A 20,893-nucleotide genomic window follows, 5' to 3' on the forward strand; every position below is an offset into this window, starting at 1 on the left:
GCACCATGAAGGCGGTCATCTGTCTGTTGCAGGTGCATCGATTGCCAAGGTTTTCTGGCATAATCCCGCCCCCCTATGACCCGCCAGACAACCTTCATGATCGATTTATTCAGCGGACTGGATGCCTGGGTGTTGGTGAGCCTGCTGCTCGCCTTGACCTTCGTACTCGCCTTCGAGTTCATCAATGGCTTTCATGACACCGCCAACGCGGTAGCTACCGTCATCTATACCAAAGCCATGCCGCCACACCTCGCCGTGTTCTTCTCCGGCGTGTTCAACTTCCTTGGGGTTCTGCTCGGCGGTGTAGGGGTGGCCTATGCCATCGTGCACCTGTTGCCGGTAGAGCTGCTGATCAATGTGAACACCGGACACGGCCTGGCCATGGTCTTCTCGTTGCTGGCCGCGGCCATCACCTGGAACCTGGGCACTTGGTACTTTGGCATCCCTGCCTCCAGTTCGCACACGCTGATCGGCTCCATTCTCGGTGTCGGCCTGGCCAACGCCCTGATCAACGACATTCCGCTAGGCGACGGCGTCAACTGGCAGAAAGCGATTGATATCGCCATGTCGCTGGTAGTCTCGCCAATGGCCGGTTTCGCCGTTGCTGCCCTGGTGTTGATCGGCCTGAAATGGTGGCGCCCGCTGTCGAAGATGCACAAAACCCCGGAACAGCGCCGCAAGCTCGATGACAAGAAGCACCCACCCTTCTGGAACCGTCTGGTCCTGGTTGTTTCCGCCATGGGCGTGAGCTTCGTGCACGGCTCCAACGACGGCCAGAAGGGCATTGGCCTGATCATGCTGGTGCTGATCGGTATTGTGCCGGCCAAGTTCGTACTCGATCTGAACAGCACCACCTACCAGATCGAACGTACTCGCGACGCTACCCTGCACATGAGCCAGTTCTACCAGCGTAACGCCGCCACCCTGGGCGAGTTCCTGGCACTGGGCAAGGCCAAGGCCAGCGATCTGCCGGAGCAGTTCAGTTGCAACCCGCAGCAGACCGAGCCGACCATTGCTGCGCTGCAGACCTCGCTGAAGGGCGTGACGGACTACCACAGCCTCGATGCCGAGAAGCGCGTTGAAGTGCGCCGCTATTTGTTGTGCCTGGATGACACGGCAAAGAAGGTTGGCAAGCTGCCAGGCCTGGACGCCCGTGAAAAGTCCGACCTTGAAAAACTGCGCAAAGACCTCACCGCCACCACCGAATACGCCCCGTTCTGGGTGATCGTGGCCGTTGCCCTGGCCCTTGGCCTGGGCACCATGGTTGGCTGGAAGCGCGTGGTATTGACGGTGGGCGAGAAGATCGGCAAACAAGGCATGACCTATGCCCAAGGTATGTCGGCACAGATCACCGCAGCCTGCGCCATCGGTATGGCCAACGTATTCGCCCTGCCGGTGTCGACCACCCACGTGCTGTCGTCCGGCGTGGCCGGCACCATGGTCGCCAACAAAAGTGGCCTGCAAGGCGGCACTGTGAAAACCATCCTGCTGGCATGGGTCCTGACCCTGCCTGCCTCGATGGGCCTGGCGGCCGGCCTGTTCTGGCTGGCGTCCAAAGCCATTGGCTGAGTGACACCGCAATGAATAAAGGCGCCCTCGGGCGCCTTTTTCATAGCCGTTATGCCTGCCGAAGCAGCCTTCTGCTACCAAGGGTATGGGCGCGGCGCCGGAAGACTACCTTTTCTTGCCCCCTAACAACGACCCCATCAACCCGCGCACCAACTGCCTCCCCAACTGGTTAGCGGCCTGGCGCACTGCTGACTTGATCGCCTGCCCCGCTGCACTCTGCAAGAACTCACCCGCCTTGTCGGCAAAACTCTCTTCATCCGCCTTCGGTTGCGGCGCCGGTTCCACCGGCTCGCCCTTACGCTGGCTCAGCATTTCATAGGCTGACTCACGGTCCACCGGTTTGTCATAGCGCCCCGACAATGGCGAAGCCGCAATCAGCGCACTGCGCTCAGCCGCACTCAGTGGCCCGATACGCGACTGCGGCGGTGCAACCAGCACCCTCTGCACGATGGCCGGTGTGCCCCTTTCTTCCAACGTACCCACCAGCGCTTCGCCAATACCCAGTTCGGTAAGCACCGCCAGGGTGTCGAATGTTGGGTTGGGACGGAAACCATCGGCTACGGCCCGCAGCGACTTCTGCTCCTTGGCCGTGAACGCCCGCAAGCCGTGCTGAATGCGCAAGCCCAACTGGGCCAGTACCGCGTCCGGCAAGTCACCCGGCGACTGGGTAACGAAATAGACCCCCACCCCCTTGGAGCGGATCAGCCGGACCACTTGCTCAAGACGGTCTTGCAGCGCCTTGGGCGTGCCGTTGAACAGCAAGTGTGCTTCATCGAAGAACAGCGCCAGCACCGGCTTGTCGGCATCACCGCGCTCGGGCAACTGCTCGAACAGTTCGGCCAGCAACCACAACAGGAACGTCGCGTACACCTTGGGTGCCTCGTGCACCAATCGGCTGGCATCGAGCAGGTGGATACGTCCACGGCCATCCGGATCAGGGCGCAGCAGGTCCTCCAGTTGCAATGCCGGCTCGCCGAACAATGCCTCGGCACCCTGCTGCTCCAAGGTAGCGAGCCGGCGCAACAAAGCCTGGGTGGAGGCCGTGGTCATCAGCGCGCTGTCTTCGCCGAGCAGATGCGGGTTGTCCTTCAGATGCGCCAGCAGGGCCTTGAGGTCTTTGAGGTCCAGCAGCAGCAGACCTTCGCGGTCGGCCACCTTGAATGCTGCATACAGCGCCGCCTGCTGGCTGTCGGTCAGTTCCAGCAAGTTGCCCAGCAGCAGCGGCCCCATTTCACTAAGGGTGGTGCGCAGCGGGTGGCCCGACAGCCCGGCGATATCCCACAAGCTCACCGGGTAGGCCTTGGGCGTATGCCCCAGCCACGGCATGCCGGCGATGCGCTCAGCCACCTTGCCTTGTGGCGCACCAGCAGCCCCCAAGCCACAGAGGTCGCCTTTGACATCGGCGGCGAACACCGCTACCCCCGCGTCGCTGAACACCTCCGCCAGGTGCTGCAGGGTGACGGTCTTGCCAGTACCGGTTGCGCCAGCCACCAGACCGTGGCGGTTGGCCAGGCGCATTGCTTGCCCGACTGGCTGGCCATCCGGGCCCGCACCTACAACGATGGTCGAAAATTCCGACATCTCTTTAATCCTCTGCTCAAGCTTTAGCTTAATTCGGCCGATACCCGTGGGTGTTATTCGCCTTAATTAGAGAGGAACAGCCGAAAAGGGACTTTTCGGGATGTTGCACAACCTACGGCTCCACTCGTGCGAACGCCTGATATAAAACCTTAGCGGAACCGATTACGCCATGAACAAAAGCCTTCGTTTCAGCCACAAGATTCTTTTGGCGGCATCACTGATCGTGATACTCGCCTTCAGCCTTTTCACCCTCTACAACGATTACCTCCAGCGTAATGCGATCCGCGAGGACCTGGAAAACTATCTGGCTGAAATGGGCACCTCCACGTCGACCAACATTCGCAACCTGTTCGAGGGCCGGATAAAGCTGGTGGAGAACCTGGCGCAGAACATTGCCCAAGACCCAGCCAACGCCGAAACCCTGATGGGTCAGAATGCGCTGATATCCAGCTTCCTCACCGTCTACCTGGGCAAAGTCGACGGCGGTTTCAGCGTACGCCCGGACGCGAAGATGCCCGACGGCTACGACCCGCGCACCCGCCCTTGGTACAAGGACGGCATGAACGCCAGCGGCGCGACGCTGACCGAACCCTACATCGATATGACCACCAACAAGATGGTCATTGGTATCCTCAGCAAGGTCTCCAGCAGCGTGGGCGTGGTCGGCGGCGACCTGGCCCTGGACGGCCTGGTGCAGATCATCAACTCGCTGAACTTCGGCGGCATGGGATACGCCTTCCTGGTCAACGACCAGGGCAAGATCCTGGTACACCCGGATAAGGATCTGGTCATGAAGTCGCTGTCGGACCTGTTCCCGCAGCGCACGCCGAAGCTGACCGGTGAGCTGACCGAAGTGCAAAGCGAGGGCCAGACCCGCCTGCTGACCTTCAGCCCGATTACCGGCCTGCCGTCGGCAAACTGGTACATCGGCCTGTCGGTGGACAAGGACAAGGCCTTCTCGATGCTCAGCACCTTCCGCACCTCGGCGGTGATCGCCACGGTGGTGGCAGTGGTGATCATCATCGGCCTGCTCGGCTTGCTGATCCGCGTGTTGATGCAGCCGCTGCACACCATGACCCGCGCCATGGAAGACATTGCCGAAGGTGAAGGCGACCTGACCAAGCGCCTGCACATCCACAACCACGACGAATTCGGTGTCCTCGGCAACGCCTTCAACCGCTTCGTCGAGCGCATTCACAGCAGCATTCGCGAAGTGTCCTCGGCCACCGAGCAGGTCAACGAAGTAGCCCTGCGGGTGATCAGCGCTTCGAACTCGTCGATGACCAACTCCGACGAGCAGTCCAACCGCACCAACAGTGTCGCCGCCGCCATCAATGAATTGGGCGCTGCGGCTCAGGAAATCGCCGGCAACGCCGCCCAGGCTTCGCAGCACGCAAGCTCCGCGCGCCTGTTGGCCGAAGAAGGCCAGCAAGTGGTCGAGCGCAACATTGCCGCGATGAACCGCCTGTCCGACCTGATCGTCACCTCCAGCGCGCACATCGAAACACTGAACAGCAAGACCGTGAATATCGGCCAGATCCTGGAAGTGATCACCAGCATTTCCCAGCAGACCAACCTTCTGGCGCTGAACGCCGCCATCGAAGCGGCCCGCGCCGGTGAGGCCGGGCGTGGCTTTGCCGTGGTCGCCGATGAGGTGCGCAATCTGGCGCACCGCACCCAGGAGTCGGCGCAGCAAGTGCAGACCATGATCGAAGAACTGCAGGTCGGTGCCCGCGAGTCGGTCGACACCATGGACCAGAGCCAGCGCCACAGCCAGGACAGCATGCAGATCGCCAACCAGGCGGGTGAGCGACTGGACAGCGTTACCGTGCGCATTGGCGAGATCGACGGCATGAACCAGTCGGTGGCCACTGCCACCGAAGAGCAGACCGCTGTGGTCGAGGCGATCAACATGGACATCAACGAGATCAACATGCTCAACCAGGAAGGTGTGGAGAACCTGCAAGCGACCCTGCGCGCCTGCTCCGACCTCGAGCAGCAGGCTGGCCGCCTGAAGCACCTGGTGGGCAGCTTCCGTATCTGATAAAGGCTACACCTTCACCTGGAGCAGCCTTGTGCTGCTCCAGGCATTGCGCACTCCCCCTCTCAAACCGATCGAACAAACTATCCTTCTGATAGGTCCACCTTTAGGCGTTTCATCGCCGGCCATTCAACGCCGGATGACAGACCCGAAGACGATCCCGGAGGGATGCTGATCGTGCATATCGCCGACATCACCATGTTCTACGCCCCGGCCAGCGGTGGCGTACGTACCTATCTTGATGCCAAACATCACCGTCTCGACGCCATTCACGGCGTACGCCACAGCCTGTTGATTCCCGGTGCCAGCGCCCAACACGGCGATGGCATCTATCAGGTACCTGCGCCGCCCTTGCCGTTTGGCAAGGGCTACCGCTTTCCGGTACGCCTGGCCCCCTGGTGCAATACACTGCGCACGCTCAAACCCGACCTGATTGAAGTTGGCGACCCCTACCTGACCGCCTGGGCGGCGCTGGAAGCGCGGCGCCAGCTCGACGTGCCCGTGATCGGTTTCTACCATTCCGACCTGCCGTTACTGGTCAGCAACCGCATGGGCAACTGGTTCGCACCCAATGTCGAGGCCTACGTCAGCAAGCTATACGGCAATTTTGATCGGGTACTGGCCCCCAGCCAGGTGATGGCCGACAAATTACGCCGCTTGGGCGTGCGTGATGTCCATGTGCAGCCGCTGGGCGTTGACCTTGCCACATTCCACCCCTCCCGGCGCGACCCACATGTGCGTGCCGAACTGGGCATTCCCGACACCAGCCGCCTGTTGATCTTTGCCGGCCGCGGCTCGCGGGAAAAGAACCTGCCGGTGCTGCTTGACTGCATGCAGCAACTCGGCGACCCCTACCACCTGTTACTGGTGGGCTCGAACATGCCGGCCAGCGTGCCACGCAACGTCAGTGTCATCGATGACTTCTGCCCGGCTGCCGAGGTGGCCCGGCTGATCGCCAGCGCCGACTTGCTGGTGCATGCTGGCGACCAGGAAACATTCGGCCTGGTCATTCTCGAAGCGATGGCCAGCGCCACCCCCGTGGTGGCCGTGCGCGCCGGTGCGTTCCCTGAAATCATCAACGAACAGAGTGGCCGCCTGTGCACGCCCAACGATGGTCGGGCCATGGCGTGCGCCGTGCGCGAGGCGTTCGAGGCGGGTACCCGCGAGCTCGGCCTGCAGGCCCGCCACCATGTAGAGCAACATTATTCTTGGGATAACGTGGTAGCTGGCCTGCTCCAGCACTACCAGGCCGTGCTCGGCCACCAGCCGCAGGTGCGCGCCCATGCTTGAGCCCTCCGCCAGCCAGCGCAGCCTCATGCTGGTGTTGCACGATGTTGCCCCGGAAACCTGGCCGGACTATGAACCGTTCGTAAGGGCCGTGGACGCACTGGGCCACGTGCCAATGACATGGCTGGTGGTCCCGGACTTCCATCGACGTAATCCGCTGCACCAGGCACCTTCGTTCTGCCGCCTCCTGGACGAACGCCTTGCCAAAGGTGACGAACTGGCGCTTCACGGCTATGCCCATGCTGACGAAGGCCCCGCACCGCGCAGCCTCATCGACTACTTCATGCGGCGCATTTATACCCATGAAGGCGAGTTCTACGGCCTTGATGAGAACGAAGCGCTTACCCGGCTACAGGAGGGCCTGGCGCTGTTCGAGAGCCAAGGTTGGCCTGTGGCAGGCTTTGTCGCACCGGCCTGGCTCATGAGCCAGGGCACGCGGCAAGCCCTGTGCCGCCTGCCACTCAAATACACCAGTACACCGCAGCATCTGTACCGGTTGCCAGACTTTACAGCCATTGATGCGCCAGGCCTGGTCTGGAGCGCACGGAGCGCATGGCGTCGCACATTGTCCCGCACGCTGTGCGACTGGCAATGCAGGCGCTGGCGAGGCGCGAGCACATTGCGCTTGGGGCTGCACCCTGTAGACATGCGTCATCGCTCATCCCGAGACTATTGGTTGCGAACGCTGGAAACACTGGTGAAGGATGGCCGCGAACCGCTGACCAAATCTGCCTGGCTGGAGCGCCAGGGGGCAGCATGAAGCGTTGGGCCTGGCTGGCGCTGGCACTGCTGGGGGCAGCGCTGGTGCCAGCGTTGCTGGGTGGTAGCGAGCTGCTGCCGAGGCTGAGCCGGTTCGACCCGCACCTGCTGCTCATGCTGCTAGGCATGATTCTGTTGTGCTGGGTCATCAATGCGCTGCGCCTGCGCCTGTTGCTGGGTGAGCAGGCAAAACAGTTGAGCCATGCTCGCAGCCTCGGCGTGGTCATGGCCACCGAGTTTGCCATCTGCACCACCCCTGGCGGCAGTGGTGGGCCGCTGACCCTGATGGCCCTGCTGGCGCGAGACCGCATCCGCCCGGCGCGCAGCGGCGCCGTTTTTGCCATGGACCAGCTGAACGACCTGGTGTTCTTCTTCTGCGCAATGCTGGCGATTGCCGGCTACGCGCTGTTCCACAGCCTGGGCCGCAGCCAGGAAAGCATGTTGCTTGGCAGTGCGTTACTGCTGTGCACAGCGTTGGCCGGGGTGATCGGGCTGTTGCGCTACCGGCGCCCGATAATGCGCATGAACGGCAGGCTGTTGCAGCGCATGGGGATGGGCCAGCCGCGCAAACGTCGCTGGGCGCGCAAACTGCTGCACTTTGTTGCAGCACTGGCGCAGACCTGGCGCCTGCCCAAGCGCAGGCTGAGCCTTGTGTTCACCCTGACCTGCATCCACTGGGGGCTGCGCTACAGCGTGCTGTACCTGGTGTTGCGGGGCTTGGGGGTAGACCTGCAGTGGATTCCCAGCTTCCTGGTGCAGATGCTGTCGCTCAGCGCCGGCCAATTCAGTCTGCTGCCTGGCGGGGCCGGGGCCGCCGAGCTGACGTCGGCCAGCCTGTTGACACCCTTGGTAGGCAGCTCGACCGCAGCTGCGGCAATCCTGATATGGCGGGCGGTTACTTACTACTTTTATCTGCTGGCTGGGGGGCCGGTGTTTGTGTGCCTGCTGGGACGTCCGTTGCTGGAGCGCTGGCGGCGTCAGGCGGGTTGAGCTGTTGCCAGAGTTCGGCGGCGCCGGGGAAGTCGGTGCCATCCGTATCATCCAGGGCTTCAGGGTCGTAGCGGGCCAGGCAGCCTTCGCCAAGGGTCGGTGGAGGTGAGGCGACGGGGTTGTTGCGTTGCTTGGTCATTGCCGTTTCACCCAGGATTGCCGGGGCGCTCTGCGCCCCTGTCGCGACAGGGCTGCGCAGCAGCCCAGCATCTCACAGCAAGCCGGACGGTGTCAGTCGAACACCACAGTCTTGTTACCATGCACCAGCACACGGTCTTCCAGGTGATAACGCAGGCCACGGGCCAGCACCATCTTCTCCACATCACGGCCAAAGCGGACCATGTCCTCGATGCTGTCGGCATGGCTGACACGCACCACATCCTGCTCGATGATCGGGCCGGCATCCAACTCTTCAGTGACGTAGTGGCACGTCGCGCCGATCAGCTTCACCCCACGCAGGGCGGCCTGGTGGTAAGGCTTGGCGCCGACGAACGACGGCAGGAAGCTGTGATGGATGTTGATCACCTTCTCGGCATAGTCCCGGCACAGTTGTGGTGGCAGGATTTGCATGTAGCGGGCCAGGACCACGACGTCGGCGGCATGCTCCTGCACCAGGCGCGACACTTCGGCAAAGGCCGGGGCCTTGTCTTTGGGGTCGACCGGAACATGGAAGAACGGAATACCGTGCCACTCGACCATGCTGCGCAGGTCGTTGTGGTTGGAGATGACGCAAGGGATCTCGCAGTCCAGCTCATCGGTGTGCCAGCGGTGCAGCAAGTCTGCCAGGCAGTGCGACTCACGGCTGGCCATCAATACCACGCGTTTTTTCTGAGCCGAGTCGGTAATGCGCCAGGTCATGGAGAACTCTTCGGCGATCGGCGCAAACGCCTCACGGAAGGCTTCGATACCGAACGGCAGCGATTCAGCGCGGATTTCATGACGCATGAAGAACCAACCGCTCTGCTCATCGGAGTGGTGGCTGGCTTCGTTGATCCAGCCATTGTACAAGGCCAGGAAATTACTGACTTTCGCCACGATGCCTACACGGTCGGGGCAGGCGATCACCAGACGATAGGTGCGCATGAATGAGACTCCAGAACTTCGCAAAGGCGCCTATTCTAGCGGCCCGCCAGAAAAAACGCAGTATTGATCGCTGCCGCGATTGCATATGCAGGCCCGAAAACGCCACACGGGCGCTGCCTGACAGACAAGAGGAAACGCACGGGGCATATGTAAAAATTTGTTCACGTAGAGAAATGCTGTCACAGCTTAATTAACAGTTAATTGCCCAATCTTATGTTTACTTGCGAGTAGGGGCTGTCTATTATTGCCCCACACATTTCTGAACACGCATTAAGGAACACTCCATGTCCCTGATCAACGAGTACCGCGCTACCGAAGAAGCCATCAAGGAACTTCAGGCCCGCCTGGCCAATCTGTCGCAGGATGACAAGCTGAAGAAAGAACTGGAGTTCGAAGGCAAACTGCGCACACTGATGGGCGAGTACTCCAAGTCGCTGCGCGACGTGATTGCCCTGCTCGATCCAGAATCGAAACTGAGCAAGGCACCTCGTGGTTCGGTCAAGACTACCGCCACCAAGCGCGCACGCAAGGTCAAGCAATACAAGAACCCGCACAACGGTGAAGTGATCGAAACCAAAGGCGGCAACCACAAGACCCTGAAAGAGTGGAAAGCCACTTGGGGCGGCGATGTGGTTGAAAGCTGGGCAACCCTGCTGGACTGATTATCCGCATACGCCTCTTGCTTCGCACAACAAAAACGCCGGCACACTGCCGGCGTTTTTGTTTACCGGCCATCAGCCGATTGAATAGTGCTCCTGCAATTGTCGAGCATGCAGTTGCCAGGCCTCCAACACTCGCCTGCCCGCCTCGTCGGCGCCCTCCCAGGCTTGCTGGCGTGCCTGTTCGAAGTCGCCCAAGGTATTCGGCGCGCCCCACTGCGGGTCGCTCAGGCGTTGCTGGCAGAAGTCATACCAACGTTGCCGCTCTTCGGGGGTCAAGGTTTCAGGGAAGTTACGTGCCCGGTAGCGGAACAACAGCTCCGGCAAACGCGGATCATCGAACATCCATTGGCCATGGCTCAACTGCGCCGGTTCCAGCGCACGAACTTGCTCGCATAAGCGCCGGTCGCGGTCACCTATAAAACCCTCATACAACTGCTGTTCCGGGTCCTCGCTCGGAGCGAACTCGTCCTTGCCATAGATGTGCTCCAGCTTTTCTTGCCATTGCGCCTGTTGATTGGCCAATTGTTCGCCGCGCGATTGTAACAACGTCAAGTCCAGGCCCAATCGTTGTTGATCGACCGGGCGCAATACCGACAGCGGCGCCACTACCGGGCAACGATTGATCTGCACCAATTTGAGCGGTACCGGTAATTCACCTTCAGCCAATTCATCATGCCGGGTGTACAAGCGCTGACGCAAAACTTCAGCACTTTCCCGCAGTAACGGTAGGGTTTCCTGATGCAGGTCGCAGACAATCAGTGCATTGCGATTACGCGGGTGCCAGGCCAGTGGCAATACGACCCCCAGGTAATTGCGCGCCGCCGAAAAACGCCCGGATATATGCACCAGTGGCTGCAACAGACGGATCTGCTCCATCACTTTATGCTTGCTGCGCAGTTGAAACAGCCAGTCATACAACTTGGGTTGTTTCTGCCGAATCAGGCGAGCCAAGGCAATGGTTGCCCGCACGTCGGAAAGCGCTTCGTGGGCATGACCGTGGTCAATGCCATTGGCCTTGCTCAGCAGCTCCAGACGCAGGCTGGTGCGCCCGTCCTGCTGCGGCCATTCAATGCTTTCCGGGCGCAGGGCATAGGCGGTGCGCACAATGTCGATCAGGTCCCAGCGGCTATTGCCTCCCTGCCATTCACGGGCATAGGGGTCGAAAAAGTTGCGGTAAAGGCTGTAGCGAGTCACTTCATCGTCGAAGCGCAGGGTGTTGTAGCCGGCACCACAGGTGCCCGGTTGCGCCAGCTGGGCGTGCACGCGAGTCATGAACTCGGCTTCGCACAGGCCCTGCTCCGCCAACAGTTGTGGCGTGATGCCTGTCACCAGGCAGGCCGCCGGGTGCGGCAGGATGTCGTCCGACGGTCGGCAATAAAGGCTGATTGGCTCGTCGATTTCGTTGAGGTCGAAGTCAGTGCGCAGGCCGGCCACCTGCAGCGGCCGATCGCAGCGCGGGTTGATGCCGGTGGTTTCATAGTCGTGCCAGAAAATGCTGGAGGTCACGGGGTCGTCCTGTATCGAGGTCGACCCGATTCTAGCGCGATTCTGAAAAATGAACGTTCAGACGGGAGCGTTCGCGGGGCGGAAACTGAAATAGTCGCGCAACGAACGTACGAAATCATCGTACTCGCGCGGAGACTGCAGCAGCATGAAGCCCGAATCGTAGTGCCCAGGCGTCTGGTCCTCGCGGCACCACAGGCAACTGGCCGTGAGGTTGACGAACTGGTGCCCGCCGCCAGGCAGGGGCATACGCAGTTGCAGCTCGTAATCAGGCCCGACCAACACGGGCAGCTGGCTGATGACCATCAACCCATTTTCAGAGGCATTGCCTAGCTGACCGATCTCCTGACCGGTAAAGCGGTTGAACACCTTGAGGACACAAGGTAGCTGATGACGTTCGATGTGGCGCTTGTTAAACATGATCGCGAGTGTATTCCGTACCTGATGCCAGGAATACTAGGTACTGGCGGTTGTTGTAACAGCTGAGTTACAGATTAGCGCAGCACGCGCAGCAAATCCCGTGAAATAAACCACACCTTTGTGTTAGCGCCAAGGTACGGTCGTCACCGGATTGGCCACGGCCGTTTCTGCGCCGCGCAAATGGCCGAGTTTTTCCAGCGTCTGCAGGCGCGCTCGGGCGCGATAGGCATATTCGTTGCCCGGGTACTGCTGGATCAGGTACTGATAGGTTTGCGCCGCGTCCACGTACAACGCCTGGCGCTCCAGGCACTGGCCGCGCAGCAGTGATACTTCGGGGTGGATGAACGGCCGGGCACGGCTGGTGCGATCAACCTGCGACAGTTCGAGCATGACCCGTGCGCAATCGCCGCGGTCGTAGGCGCGGTAGGCATTGTTCAGATGGTGGTCCATGGACCAGCGGGTACAGCCGACGGCGCTGGCGGCCAAGGCTAAAACGATCAGGGCTCGCATGGGGATCTCCTTTGATGCCAGTGTATCGGCGTTTGCCTGCAAATCTTCACACCCTTTTGCAAGGATACCCTGCCCCGTTCAAATGCCACCCTGCCTTGGTCGCAGGTAGTGCAACGGAACAATGACTACAGCGAGATTCAGGAGTAGCCTTTCGCTGCGCTTCACTATAGGAGTCTGTGCATGAGCATCCGCCGCACCAAAATCGTCGCCACCCTTGGCCCCGCCAGCAACTCGCCGGAAGTGATCGAACAACTGATCCTCGCCGGCCTGGACGTGGCACGTCTGAACTTCTCCCACGGCACGCCGGACGAGCACAAGGCCCGCGCGCGCCTGATCCGTGACATCGCCGCCAAGAACGGCCGCCATGTTGCACTGCTGGGCGACCTGCAGGGTCCGAAAATCCGCATCGCCAAGTTCGCCAACAAGCGCATCGAACTGAAGATCGGTGACAAGTTCACCTTCTCCACCGCCCACCCGCTGACCGAAGGCAACCAGGACATCGTCGGTATCGACTACCCCGACCTGGTCAAGGACTGCGGCGTTGGTGACGAACTGCTGCTCGACGATGGCCGTGTGGTCATGCGCGTCGAAACCGCCACTGCAGACGCCCTGCACTGTGTGGTGATCATCGGTGGCCCGCTGTCGGACCACAAAGGCATCAACCGTAAAGGTGGTGGCCTGACCGCACCGGCCCTGACCGAAAAAGACAAGGCCGACATCAAACTGGCTGCGGAAATGGACCTGGACTACCTGGCCGTGTCCTTCCCGCGTGACGCCAGCGACATGGAATACGCGCGCAAGCTGCGTGACGAAGCTGGCGGCAGCGCCTGGCTGGTGGCCAAGATCGAACGCGCCGAAGCAGTTGCCGATGACGAGACCCTCGACAAGCTGATCGCCGCCTCCGACGCTGTGATGGTTGCCCGTGGTGACCTGGGCGTGGAAATCGGCGACGCCGAGCTGATCGCTATCCAGAAGAAGATCATCCAGCACGCCCGCCGCAACAACAAGGCCGTGATCGTGGCGACTCAGATGATGGAGTCGATGATCCAGAACCCGATGCCGACCCGCGCGGAAGTGTCCGACGTGGCCAACGCCGTGCTGGACAACACCGATGCGGTGATGCTGTCGGCCGAGAGCGCCGCCGGTTCCTACCCGATCGAAGCGGTCCAGGCCATGGCACGCATCTGCCTGGGTGCCGAAAAGCACCCGACCAGCCAGAAGTCCAGCCATCGCCTGCACACCACCTTCCAGCGCTGCGACGAAAGCATCGCCTTGGCGGCCATGTACACAGCCAACCACTTCCCGGGCGTAAAGGCGATCATCGCCCTGACCGAAAGCGGCTACACCCCGCTGATCATGTCGCGCCTGCGTTCGCATGTACCGATCTTCGCCCTGTCGCCGCACCGCGCCACCCAGGCACGCGCCTCGATGTTCCGTGGCGTGTATCCGATTGCCTTCGACCCGGCCGCGCTGCCGGCCGACAAGGTGAGCCAGGCAGCGGTCGACGAACTGCTCAAACGTGGCCTGGTGGAGCAAGGTGACTGGGTGATCCTGACCAAAGGTGACAGCTACCACACTATCGGTGGCACCAACGGCATGAAGATCCTGCACGTGGGGGATCCGCTGGTCGGTTGATCCACGCTTTTCACAGCACAAGGCTCAAGCGCAGCCTTGTGCTGCGAAGAGGCCCCGACTGGAATAACAAAAAGCCCCGGTTCTCGCGAACCGGGGCTTTTTGATGGTGCAGGGGGTAAGGCTGGCTTACATCATGCCGCCCATGCCACCCATGCCGCCCATATCAGGCATGCCAGCAGCTGGCTTGTCTTCCGGCAGGTCGGCAACCATGGCTTCGGTGGTGATCATCAGACCGCCGATCGAAGCAGCAGCTTGCAGCGCCGAGCGAGTAACCTTGGCTGGGTCCAGGATGCCCATCTCGATCATGTCGCCGTATTCACCGGTAGCGGCGTTGTAGCCGAAGTTGCCCGAACCTTGCTTGACCTTGTCAGCAACCACGCTTGGCTCATCACCGGCGTTGGCAGTGATCTGGCGCAGCGGGGATTCAACAGCGCGACGCAGCAGCGCGATACCGACGTTCTGGTCTTCGTTGTCGCCTTTCAGGTCGACGATGGCAGCCAGGGCGCGAACCAGGGCAACACCACCGCCAGGCACCACGCCTTCTTCAACGGCTGCACGGGTAGCGTGCAGGGCGTCTTCAACGCGGGCTTTCTTCTCTTTCATTTCAACTTCAGTGCCGGCACCTACCTTGATCACGGCAACACCGCCAGCCAGCTTGGCCAGACGCTCTTGCAGCTTCTCACGGTCGTAGTCCGAGGAAGTTTCTTCGATCTGGGCACGGATCTGCTTGACGCGTGCTTCGATCTCGGTGTCAGCGCCAGCACCGTCGATGATGGTGGTGTTTTCCTTGGACAGGATGACGCGCTTGGCGTTACCCAGGTGCTCCAGGGTAGCGGTTTCCAGGGACAGGCCGATTTCTTCGGAGATGACCTGGCCGCCAGTCAGGACGGCGATGTCCTGCAGCATGGCCTTGCGGCGATCGCCGAAGCCTGGAGCCTTGACTGCAGCAACCTTGACGATGCCGCGCATGTTGTTGACTACCAGGGTAGCCAGCGCTTCACCTTCAACGTCTTCGGCAACGATCAGCAGTGGGCGGCCGGCCTTGGCAACGGCTTCCAGAACTGGCAGCAGCTCACGGATGTTGGAGATTTTCTTGTCGACCAGCAGCAGCAGCGGGCCTTCCAGCTCGGCAACCATGGTGTCCGGCTTGTTGACGAAGTACGGCGACAGGTAGCCGCGGTCGAACTGCATGCCTTCTACGACGGACAGTTCGTTTTCCAGGCCCGAGCCTTCTTCAACGGTGATCACGCCTTCTTTACCGACTTTTTCCATGGCTTCGGCGATGATTTCACCGATGGAGTTGTCGGAGTTGGCAGAGATAGTACCTACCTGGGCGATGGCCTTGGAGTCGGCGCATGGCTTGGACAGGTTCTTCAGCTCGGCAACAACGGCAGCAGTGGCCTTGTCGATACCGCGCTTCAGGTCCATCGGGTTCATGCCGGCAGCGACGGCTTTCAGGCCTTCGTTGACGATGGCCTGAGCCAGAACGGTAGCGGTGGTGGTACCGTCACCGGCAGCGTCGTTGGCCTTGGAAGCGACTTCCTTGACCAGCTGGGCGCCCATGTTTTCGAAAGCGTCTTTCAGCTCGATTTCTTTGGCGACGGAAACGCCGTCCTTGGTGATGGTCGGCGCGCCGAAGCTCTTGGCCAGTACCACGTTACGGCCTTTCGGGCCCAGGGTCGCTTTTACCGCGTCAGCCAGAACGTTGACACCAACCAGCATTTTCTTACGGGCGGAATCACCAAATTTTACGTCTTTAGCAGCCATGATCGTTTAATCCTTGAAAAACTTTGGAGTAACGGGAAGTCGGGGGGAAATCAGCCTTCAACAACGGCGAGGATTTCGTTCTCGGCCATGACCAGCAGGTCTTCGCCATCGACTTTCACGGTGTTGCTGCCCGAGTACGGGCCGAAAACCACTTTGTCACCCACTTTCACGGCCAGCGCGCGAACTTCGCCGTTGTCCAGGACGCGACCGGTGCCGACGGCTACAACTTCGCCGCGGTTTGGTTTTTCAGCGGCCGAACCCGGCAGGACGATACCGCCAGCGGTTTTCGATTCTTCTTCGCTGCGACGGATGACTACGCGGTCATGCAGAGGACGAAGTTTCATTGTCGATCTCTCCCAAATTGTGGTTTTCATCGGCCGGTTCGACACCGGCGGTTTTGATGCTGTCCGGCGTTGCCGGGGGTGGCCCGCTGTGAGCGAACCACCTGTGTAATGTCTGGTGTTGCCACCAGAAACCTTGCGGTGACCACATACATGAGGCCGCCACATCCAATTACAAGGCTCGAGATAGAAAATTTTTCATCAGGCCAAAAAAAACCGGGGCCGCTTGCGCGGCCCCGGTCCTTCTTACTTGTCGCGGCGCTCGTACTCGCCTTCGATCACGTTCGGGCGGTGGCCGCCATCACGCGGCTGCGCCTGGAAGGGGTCGTCCTGGAATGCACGCTGGCGCATGGCCTGGGCCTCGGCACGCTCGCGCATCTTGCGCGCTGCCAGGCGGCGGGTGAATGGCAGCAGGCACAGCACACCCAGCACGTCGCTGATGAAGCCGGGCAGCAACAACAGGCCACCACCCACGGCCAGCATCATGCCCTGGAACATGTCCTCGGCGGGCAATTCACCGCGCTGCAGGCTTTCACGGGCGCGCAATGCAGTCGCCAGGCCGGCCACCCGCATGACCAGTACGCCCAAGGCGGAGCCGGCGATGATCAGCAGCAACGCCGGAAAGAAACCGATTGCCGCGCTGACCTTCACGAAGACGAACAGCTCCAGCACAGGAAAAATCAGAAACAGCAGTAGAAAAGCACGCATCAAGGGTTCCTCGACGGAAGATAACCTTCCAATAAGACCTCAAATGGATGCCTGCGCTCCGGATTTCAACCCTCGGCTTGCATCACAAGCGGCCAATTGTCGGCGCGAGCCAGCAAAACCAGGGCCTCGCGGACTTGTGTCGGCGTGTTGCAAGTAGTGGGGAAAGGCAACCAGTGCACGGCCTGGCCGATGCGCAGGTGCATGCCTTCACTGTCTACCCCAACCATCTGCGCCGGTACGTGCCGTGGCAACCCGGTCAATTCGACGTAGTGGGCAATGGCACTGGCGTGATCGCTGTTCATGTGTTCGATCATGCTCCCCTCGGCCTTGCCCGCGAACGGGTTGGCCAAGGTCACATGGTCAAGCCAGTGGATCGCACCGAAGCCGCCGATGTAGCGGTGGCGCACCGGTTGCAGCACCCAGAAATCGAAGTCGTGGGCCTTGTGGTAGTTGGCCGCGTCCGGGAAATAGCGGTAATAGCGTTCGGCGGCGGCCTCGATGACGGCTTCGTCGACCAGCTTGTGCGCTTCGGCCATCACCGTCAGGCGCCCTACCGCCTGCACATCCTCAGCCTCGCGCTCACCCACCAACAGCGAACACTTGGGGTCCTTCTGCAGATTATGGGTGTGCTGGGCAATGCGGCTGATCAGGATCAGCGGGTTGCCCTGGGCGTCCAGGCAGTACGGGACGACCGAACCGAAGGGGTAGCCAGGCATCGACCTGGAATGTGTCGAAAGCACGCCGCGGTATTCCTTGAGCAGCAGTTCCCGGGCGGGGCGGATGGCGTTGGTACTCACTTGAGGGCGGCTCCTGGCGGACGGGTTGGGGACAAGATAAGCATTATCAGCTGCCTGTGCCACTGACCTGCATCCAGACGCCTTACCAGGTAACGCCGAAGCCCGCGGTATAGCGTGTCTTGTCCAGGTCACTTTCACGCGTGCCGGTGATGATATCCTTCTCCGCCTTGAGGTTCAGCGAGGCCCACTCGGTGACCTTGTAGCGCAGGCCAACCTCGGCATCCAGCGAGTAGTCGGCCACGCCACCCAGCGGCTTGGCGAACTCGCCGTTGGTGAACAGCTGCACGTTCTTGCCGATCAGGTATCGGGTGTAATCCCACTTCACGGCCGCAGAATAGAAATTATCCTTGCCGCCGTCCTGATACTCGAAGTCAGTACGGTTGATCAGTGAGCCCAGCGAGAACGCGCCCAGCTCATCGTCCCAGAACTGGTAACCCGGGCCGGTACCCACGGTGCGCTGGCGGGCCAGGTCTTCGATGCGATCGCGTTTGTATTCCGCACGCCCCTGCCAGAACCACTTCTCGGTAATGAAGCGGTCCAGCGCGTACTCGGCGCTCCAGTTGTCGGTTGTGGTGACGTCGTCCTTGGTCTCGCGGTTGTACTCACCCTCGGCGTTGTGCCGCCAACGGCCATGACGGGCGGTGGTCTTGAAGCCTACGTCGTAATCGTCGGTGTCGTTCTCGGCGCGCTTGTAATCCAGGGCCACGTCGACATTGCCTTTCCACACGAAATCCTCGACCAGCGGCTTGGGCTTCATGATCTGCTCGATACTGGCCAGCTCCACCGTCTTCGGAGCCTCGCCATTGGCCAAGGTCACCTTGCCTGGCTCTGCCGCCTTGAGCGACTTGGCTTTCTCTCCGCTGTAGGCGTCCTGCTTGACCAGCATCTCCTGGTCGCTTTCCAGCGTCTGGACCTGTTTCCAGTCCAGGGCGATGGACCCGCCATAAGGGGTTTCCAGCAGCAGCTTGCCGCCATCGAATACCTTGATCTTGCCACTTAGCCGGTCACCGTTCTTCATCCACACAGTGTCGGCGAACACCGGAGAGGCACACAGGGAAACAGCAAGAAGGCACAACAAGGATCTAGAATTCATAAACGGGCTTTGTTTGCGGACTATGGGTTCGATTTGACGAAAAAGCCGGGCATTATCCAGATACCCACGACCAGAGCAAGGACAGACCGGGAGTATGCCGTTGAGTTCAACTCTCATTGACCAGACCACCGGTCCGGTTTCATCTGCAGCCCAAGGCGGGCGAGATGTCTGATGGATATGAGCACGCCCTCGATTCGGCCGAGGGCCGACGAACGGCGCTGTATTCAGTACTGGGCCAAGTGCCACCCGGCAAGGTCGTGAGCTATGGCCAACTGGCCGAACTGGCAGGGCTTGGCCGTGCGGCGCGCTGGGTTGGGCGCACCCTGGGGCAGTTGCCTGCAGACACACGCCTGCCTTGGCACCGGGTGCTTGGTGCAGGTGGCCGGCTGAGCCTGGCGCTGGGCACCCCGTCGGGCGATGAACAACGGGCGCGGTTACGCGCAGAAGGTGTGAATGTAAGCAACAATCGTGTGGATATGACGCGCCATGGCTGGCGCCCAATGGAGCACAGCGGTTAGAGTGCGCGCTTTGTTTTCGAAAACTTGAGGCAGATGTTGGCCCATGCCCCGTAAAACCTGGCGCGCTGCGCTTGCTGCCTATGCCAGCCCGTCAACATTGGTACTTTTGCTACTCGGTTTCGCCGCCGGCCTACCCTACATGCTGGTGTTTTCGACCCTGTCGGTATGGTTGCGCGAAGCCGGCGTTGCCCGTGAAACCATCGGTTATGCAAGCCTGATTGGCTTGGCCTACGCCTTCAAGTGGGTCTGGTCACCGCTGCTCGACCAATGGCGCTTGCCGCTGCTTGGCGGCCTCGGGCGCCGGCGTTCGTGGCTGCTGTTGTCGCAAGCGCTGGTGGTGATCGGGCTGGTCGGCATGAGCCTGTGCGACCCGCAACAGCATCTCTCCTGGCTGATTGCCATGGCCGTACTGGTGGCTTTCGCCTCGGCTACCCAGGACATTGCTGTCGACGCCTACCGCCTGGAAATCGCTGACGACCAGCGCCAGGCCGCGCTCGCAGCCAGTTACATGGCCGGCTACCGGGTGGCTGCCTTGCTCGCCACGGCCGGTGCCCTGTTCTTCGCCGAGTGGTTCGGCTCTACCGGCTTCAGCTACCTGCACAAGGCCTGGGCCGGCACTTACGTGATGTTCGGGGTGATGATGCTGCCCGCCCTGTTCACCACGTTGGTCATGCGCGAACCGCCAGTGCCCATGCGCACCCAACTGTCGGCAGCGCGCTACGGGCTGGTGCACCAGATGGCTTCGGTGTTCGTGCTGATCATCCTGCTGGTCTCGGTACCGGCCAGCTTCACCCAGATGTTCAATACCGGCTGGTCCAGCGTGGTCTCCGGTGATGCCACGCCGCTCGACCTGCTGCTGGAAGACCGCGCCTTCCTGCGCCTGATCCTCTACGTGCTGCTGACCTGGGCCTGCCTGTCGAGCCTCGGCCGTCGCGGCCTGGCCCCCGTGCTGACCCCGATCAACGACTTCATCACCCGCTACCGCTGGCAGGCTCTGCTGCTGCTCGGCCTGATCGCCACCTATCGCATGTCGGACACGGTGATGGGGGTGATGGCCAACGTGTTCTATATCGACATGGGCTTCACCAAGGACCAGATTGCCAGCGTCAGCAAGATCTTCGGCCTGATCATGACCCTGGTCGGCGCCGGGGTTGGCGGCCTGCTGATCGTACGCTTCGGCATCATGCCCATCCTGTTCATTGGCGGCGTAGCCTCTGCCGGCACCAACATCCTGTTCCTGATGTTGGCTGACATGGGGTCGAACCTGGAAATGCTGGTGGTGACCATCTCGCTGGACAACTTCAGCTCCGGCATGGCTACCTCGGCCTTTGTCGCCTACCTGTCCAGCCTGACCAACCTGAAGTTCTCGGCGACCCAGTACGCGCTGCTCAGTTCGATCATGTTGCTGTTGCCGCGGCTGATCGGCGGGTATTCGGGCGTTATTGTGGAGAAGTTCGGCTACCACGACTTCTTCCTGATCACGGCGCTGCTGGGGGTGCCTACGCTGATCCTGATCGCCCTGCAGTGGCATCAGGAAGCCGGGCGGGGAACGCCGGTGGCGGACGACCACTCGGTGGCTGAGCGGCCCTGAAACTTTGTATTGCCTGTACAGGCCTCTTCGCGGGTAAA

19 protein-coding genes and 2 pseudogenes are annotated in these 20,893 nt (G+C 61.1%); 10 read left to right on the forward strand and 11 right to left on the reverse strand.

Translation table 11 applies throughout. The features are described 5' to 3' along the window. Positions 1 to 96: 96 nt before the first annotated feature. Positions 97 to 1,569 carry an inorganic phosphate transporter gene (locus ACTJJN_RS21380; RefSeq protein ID WP_003251935.1) on the forward strand — a complete coding sequence of 491 codons (1,473 nt, stop codon included), beginning with the start codon at positions 97 to 99 and terminating at the stop codon, positions 1,567 to 1,569. A 105-nt stretch (positions 1,570 to 1,674) separates the two neighbouring features. Here ACTJJN_RS21380 and ACTJJN_RS21385 read toward each other — a convergent pair whose 3' ends face one another. Further along, positions 1,675 to 3,150, reverse strand: a complete 1,476-nt coding sequence (locus ACTJJN_RS21385; RefSeq protein ID WP_012053636.1) for a helicase HerA-like domain-containing protein — start codon at positions 3,148 to 3,150, stop codon at positions 1,675 to 1,677. Positions 3,151 to 3,319: 169 nt separating this feature from the next. Here ACTJJN_RS21385 and ACTJJN_RS21390 point away from each other — a divergent pair. From ACTJJN_RS21390 to ACTJJN_RS21410, 5 genes and pseudogenes are all read left to right on the forward strand, one after another. Then, positions 3,320 to 4,336 (forward strand): annotated as a pseudogene (locus ACTJJN_RS21390) (cache domain-containing protein); the annotation flags it as partial. Between the two features lie 261 nt (positions 4,337 to 4,597). Continuing rightward, a pseudogene (locus tag ACTJJN_RS21395) lies at positions 4,598 to 5,194 on the forward strand (methyl-accepting chemotaxis protein); the annotation flags it as partial. A gap of 165 nt (positions 5,195 to 5,359) precedes the next feature. Further along, positions 5,360 to 6,481 (forward strand): glycosyltransferase family 4 protein, encoded by a 1,122-nt coding sequence (locus ACTJJN_RS21400; RefSeq protein ID WP_014754369.1) that lies wholly within the window; start codon positions 5,360 to 5,362, stop codon positions 6,479 to 6,481. After that, positions 6,474 to 7,238: a DUF2334 domain-containing protein gene (locus ACTJJN_RS21405; protein ID WP_440781597.1), complete on the forward strand. Its 765-nt coding sequence runs from the start codon at positions 6,474 to 6,476 to the stop codon at positions 7,236 to 7,238. Before ACTJJN_RS21400 ends, ACTJJN_RS21405 begins: the two co-directional genes overlap by 8 nt. Then, entirely contained in the window at positions 7,235 to 8,227 is a 993-nt protein-coding gene (locus tag ACTJJN_RS21410; protein WP_003251923.1) for a lysylphosphatidylglycerol synthase transmembrane domain-containing protein, read from the forward strand. The genes ACTJJN_RS21405 and ACTJJN_RS21410 overlap by 4 nt, the downstream gene beginning before the upstream one ends. Here the strand turns inward: ACTJJN_RS21410 and ACTJJN_RS21415 are convergent. Both ACTJJN_RS21415 and purU read right to left on the reverse strand, forming a co-directional pair. After that, positions 8,133 to 8,366, reverse strand: a complete 234-nt coding sequence (locus ACTJJN_RS21415; RefSeq protein WP_080754541.1) for a hypothetical protein — start codon at positions 8,364 to 8,366, stop codon at positions 8,133 to 8,135. The genes ACTJJN_RS21410 and ACTJJN_RS21415 overlap by 95 nt on opposite strands. A 92-nt stretch (positions 8,367 to 8,458) precedes the next feature. Further along, on the reverse strand, positions 8,459 to 9,310 hold the full coding sequence (gene purU, locus ACTJJN_RS21420; RefSeq protein ID WP_003251921.1) for a formyltetrahydrofolate deformylase: 852 nt from the start codon (positions 9,308 to 9,310) through the stop codon (positions 8,459 to 8,461). A gap of 284 nt (positions 9,311 to 9,594) precedes the next feature. Here purU and mvaT point away from each other — a divergent pair, with 284 nt between their 5' ends. Then, the gene (gene mvaT, locus ACTJJN_RS21425) at positions 9,595 to 9,972 is read left to right on the forward strand and encodes a histone-like nucleoid-structuring protein MvaT (protein ID WP_003251920.1); all 378 of its coding nucleotides are present in this window, start codon (positions 9,595 to 9,597) and stop codon (positions 9,970 to 9,972) included. A 72-nt stretch (positions 9,973 to 10,044) separates the two neighbouring features. Here the strand turns inward: mvaT and sbcB are convergent, their stop codons facing one another. The 3 genes from sbcB to ACTJJN_RS21440 all read right to left on the reverse strand — a co-directional run bounded on the left by sbcB (position 10,045) and on the right by ACTJJN_RS21440 (position 12,405). After that, entirely contained in the window at positions 10,045 to 11,478 is a 1,434-nt protein-coding gene (gene sbcB, locus ACTJJN_RS21430; RefSeq protein ID WP_440781598.1) for an exodeoxyribonuclease I, read from the reverse strand. Positions 11,479 to 11,535: 57 nt separating this feature from the next. After that, on the reverse strand, positions 11,536 to 11,895 hold the full coding sequence (locus ACTJJN_RS21435; protein ID WP_012053641.1) for a PilZ domain-containing protein: 360 nt from the start codon (positions 11,893 to 11,895) through the stop codon (positions 11,536 to 11,538). Positions 11,896 to 12,018: 123 nt separating this feature from the next. Beyond that, on the reverse strand, positions 12,019 to 12,405 hold the full coding sequence (locus ACTJJN_RS21440; RefSeq protein WP_003251914.1) for a hypothetical protein: 387 nt from the start codon (positions 12,403 to 12,405) through the stop codon (positions 12,019 to 12,021). 180 nt (positions 12,406 to 12,585) lie between these two features. Between ACTJJN_RS21440 and pyk the strand changes: the two genes are divergently transcribed. After that, entirely contained in the window at positions 12,586 to 14,040 is a 1,455-nt protein-coding gene (gene pyk / locus ACTJJN_RS21445; protein ID WP_003251912.1) for a pyruvate kinase, read from the forward strand. Between the two features lie 126 nt (positions 14,041 to 14,166). On the opposite strand, the gene groL is transcribed toward pyk, so the two are convergent. The 5 genes from groL to ACTJJN_RS21470 form a co-directional block, all read right to left on the reverse strand. Then, positions 14,167 to 15,807 carry a chaperonin GroEL gene (gene groL / locus ACTJJN_RS21450; RefSeq protein WP_003251907.1) on the reverse strand — a complete coding sequence of 547 codons (1,641 nt, stop codon included), beginning with the start codon at positions 15,805 to 15,807 and terminating at the stop codon, positions 14,167 to 14,169. 50 nt (positions 15,808 to 15,857) lie between these two features. Next, entirely contained in the window at positions 15,858 to 16,151 is a 294-nt protein-coding gene (locus ACTJJN_RS21455; RefSeq protein WP_003251905.1) for a co-chaperone GroES, read from the reverse strand. Positions 16,152 to 16,394: 243 nt separating this feature from the next. Continuing rightward, a complete protein-coding gene (locus ACTJJN_RS21460) occupies positions 16,395 to 16,856 on the reverse strand; it encodes an FxsA family protein (RefSeq protein ID WP_003251903.1) in 462 nt (153 codons plus the stop codon). Between the two features lie 65 nt (positions 16,857 to 16,921). Next, the gene (locus ACTJJN_RS21465) at positions 16,922 to 17,653 is read right to left on the reverse strand and encodes a HugZ family pyridoxamine 5'-phosphate oxidase (RefSeq protein WP_392493833.1); all 732 of its coding nucleotides are present in this window, start codon (positions 17,651 to 17,653) and stop codon (positions 16,922 to 16,924) included. A gap of 82 nt (positions 17,654 to 17,735) precedes the next feature. After that, positions 17,736 to 18,746, reverse strand: a complete 1,011-nt coding sequence (locus tag ACTJJN_RS21470) for a DUF481 domain-containing protein (RefSeq protein WP_012053643.1) — start codon at positions 18,744 to 18,746, stop codon at positions 17,736 to 17,738. A gap of 164 nt (positions 18,747 to 18,910) precedes the next feature. On the opposite strand from ACTJJN_RS21470, the gene ACTJJN_RS21475 reads away from it, so the two are divergent. Then, positions 18,911 to 19,264 (forward strand): MGMT family protein, encoded by a 354-nt coding sequence (locus tag ACTJJN_RS21475; RefSeq protein ID WP_010952470.1) that lies wholly within the window; start codon positions 18,911 to 18,913, stop codon positions 19,262 to 19,264. Between the two features lie 43 nt (positions 19,265 to 19,307). Further along, positions 19,308 to 20,855 carry an AmpG family muropeptide MFS transporter gene (locus ACTJJN_RS21480; RefSeq protein ID WP_440781599.1) on the forward strand — a complete coding sequence of 516 codons (1,548 nt, stop codon included), beginning with the start codon at positions 19,308 to 19,310 and terminating at the stop codon, positions 20,853 to 20,855. Positions 20,856 to 20,893: the final 38 nt, after the last annotated feature.

This window comes from Pseudomonas sp. 22515, from assembly GCF_052044625.1.
Lineage (GTDB): Bacteria > Pseudomonadota > Gammaproteobacteria > Pseudomonadales > Pseudomonadaceae > Aquipseudomonas > Aquipseudomonas alloputida.

Coding starts and splice junctions, on each gene's coding strand:
- ACTJJN_RS21380 (WP_003251935.1), top strand. CDS start 97: ATGATCGATTTATTCAGCGGACTGGATGCCTGGGTGTTGGTGAGCCTG.
- ACTJJN_RS21385 (WP_012053636.1), bottom strand. CDS start 3,150: ATGTCGGAATTTTCGACCATCGTTGTAGGTGCGGGCCCGGATGGCCAG.
- ACTJJN_RS21400 (WP_014754369.1), top strand. CDS start 5,360: ATGCTGATCGTGCATATCGCCGACATCACCATGTTCTACGCCCCGGCC.
- ACTJJN_RS21405 (WP_440781597.1), top strand. CDS start 6,474: ATGCTTGAGCCCTCCGCCAGCCAGCGCAGCCTCATGCTGGTGTTGCAC.
- ACTJJN_RS21410 (WP_003251923.1), top strand. CDS start 7,235: ATGAAGCGTTGGGCCTGGCTGGCGCTGGCACTGCTGGGGGCAGCGCTG.
- ACTJJN_RS21415 (WP_080754541.1), bottom strand. CDS start 8,366: ATGACCAAGCAACGCAACAACCCCGTCGCCTCACCTCCACCGACCCTT.
- purU (WP_003251921.1), bottom strand. CDS start 9,310: ATGCGCACCTATCGTCTGGTGATCGCCTGCCCCGACCGTGTAGGCATC.
- mvaT (WP_003251920.1), top strand. CDS start 9,595: ATGTCCCTGATCAACGAGTACCGCGCTACCGAAGAAGCCATCAAGGAA.
- ACTJJN_RS21435 (WP_012053641.1), bottom strand. CDS start 11,895: ATGTTTAACAAGCGCCACATCGAACGTCATCAGCTACCTTGTGTCCTC.
- ACTJJN_RS21440 (WP_003251914.1), bottom strand. CDS start 12,405: ATGCGAGCCCTGATCGTTTTAGCCTTGGCCGCCAGCGCCGTCGGCTGT.
- pyk (WP_003251912.1), top strand. CDS start 12,586: ATGAGCATCCGCCGCACCAAAATCGTCGCCACCCTTGGCCCCGCCAGC.
- groL (WP_003251907.1), bottom strand. CDS start 15,807: ATGGCTGCTAAAGACGTAAAATTTGGTGATTCCGCCCGTAAGAAAATG.
- ACTJJN_RS21455 (WP_003251905.1), bottom strand. CDS start 16,151: ATGAAACTTCGTCCTCTGCATGACCGCGTAGTCATCCGTCGCAGCGAA.
- ACTJJN_RS21460 (WP_003251903.1), bottom strand. CDS start 16,856: ATGCGTGCTTTTCTACTGCTGTTTCTGATTTTTCCTGTGCTGGAGCTG.
- ACTJJN_RS21470 (WP_012053643.1), bottom strand. CDS start 18,746: ATGAATTCTAGATCCTTGTTGTGCCTTCTTGCTGTTTCCCTGTGTGCC.
- ACTJJN_RS21475 (WP_010952470.1), top strand. CDS start 18,911: ATGTCTGATGGATATGAGCACGCCCTCGATTCGGCCGAGGGCCGACGA.
- ACTJJN_RS21480 (WP_440781599.1), top strand. CDS start 19,308: ATGCCCCGTAAAACCTGGCGCGCTGCGCTTGCTGCCTATGCCAGCCCG.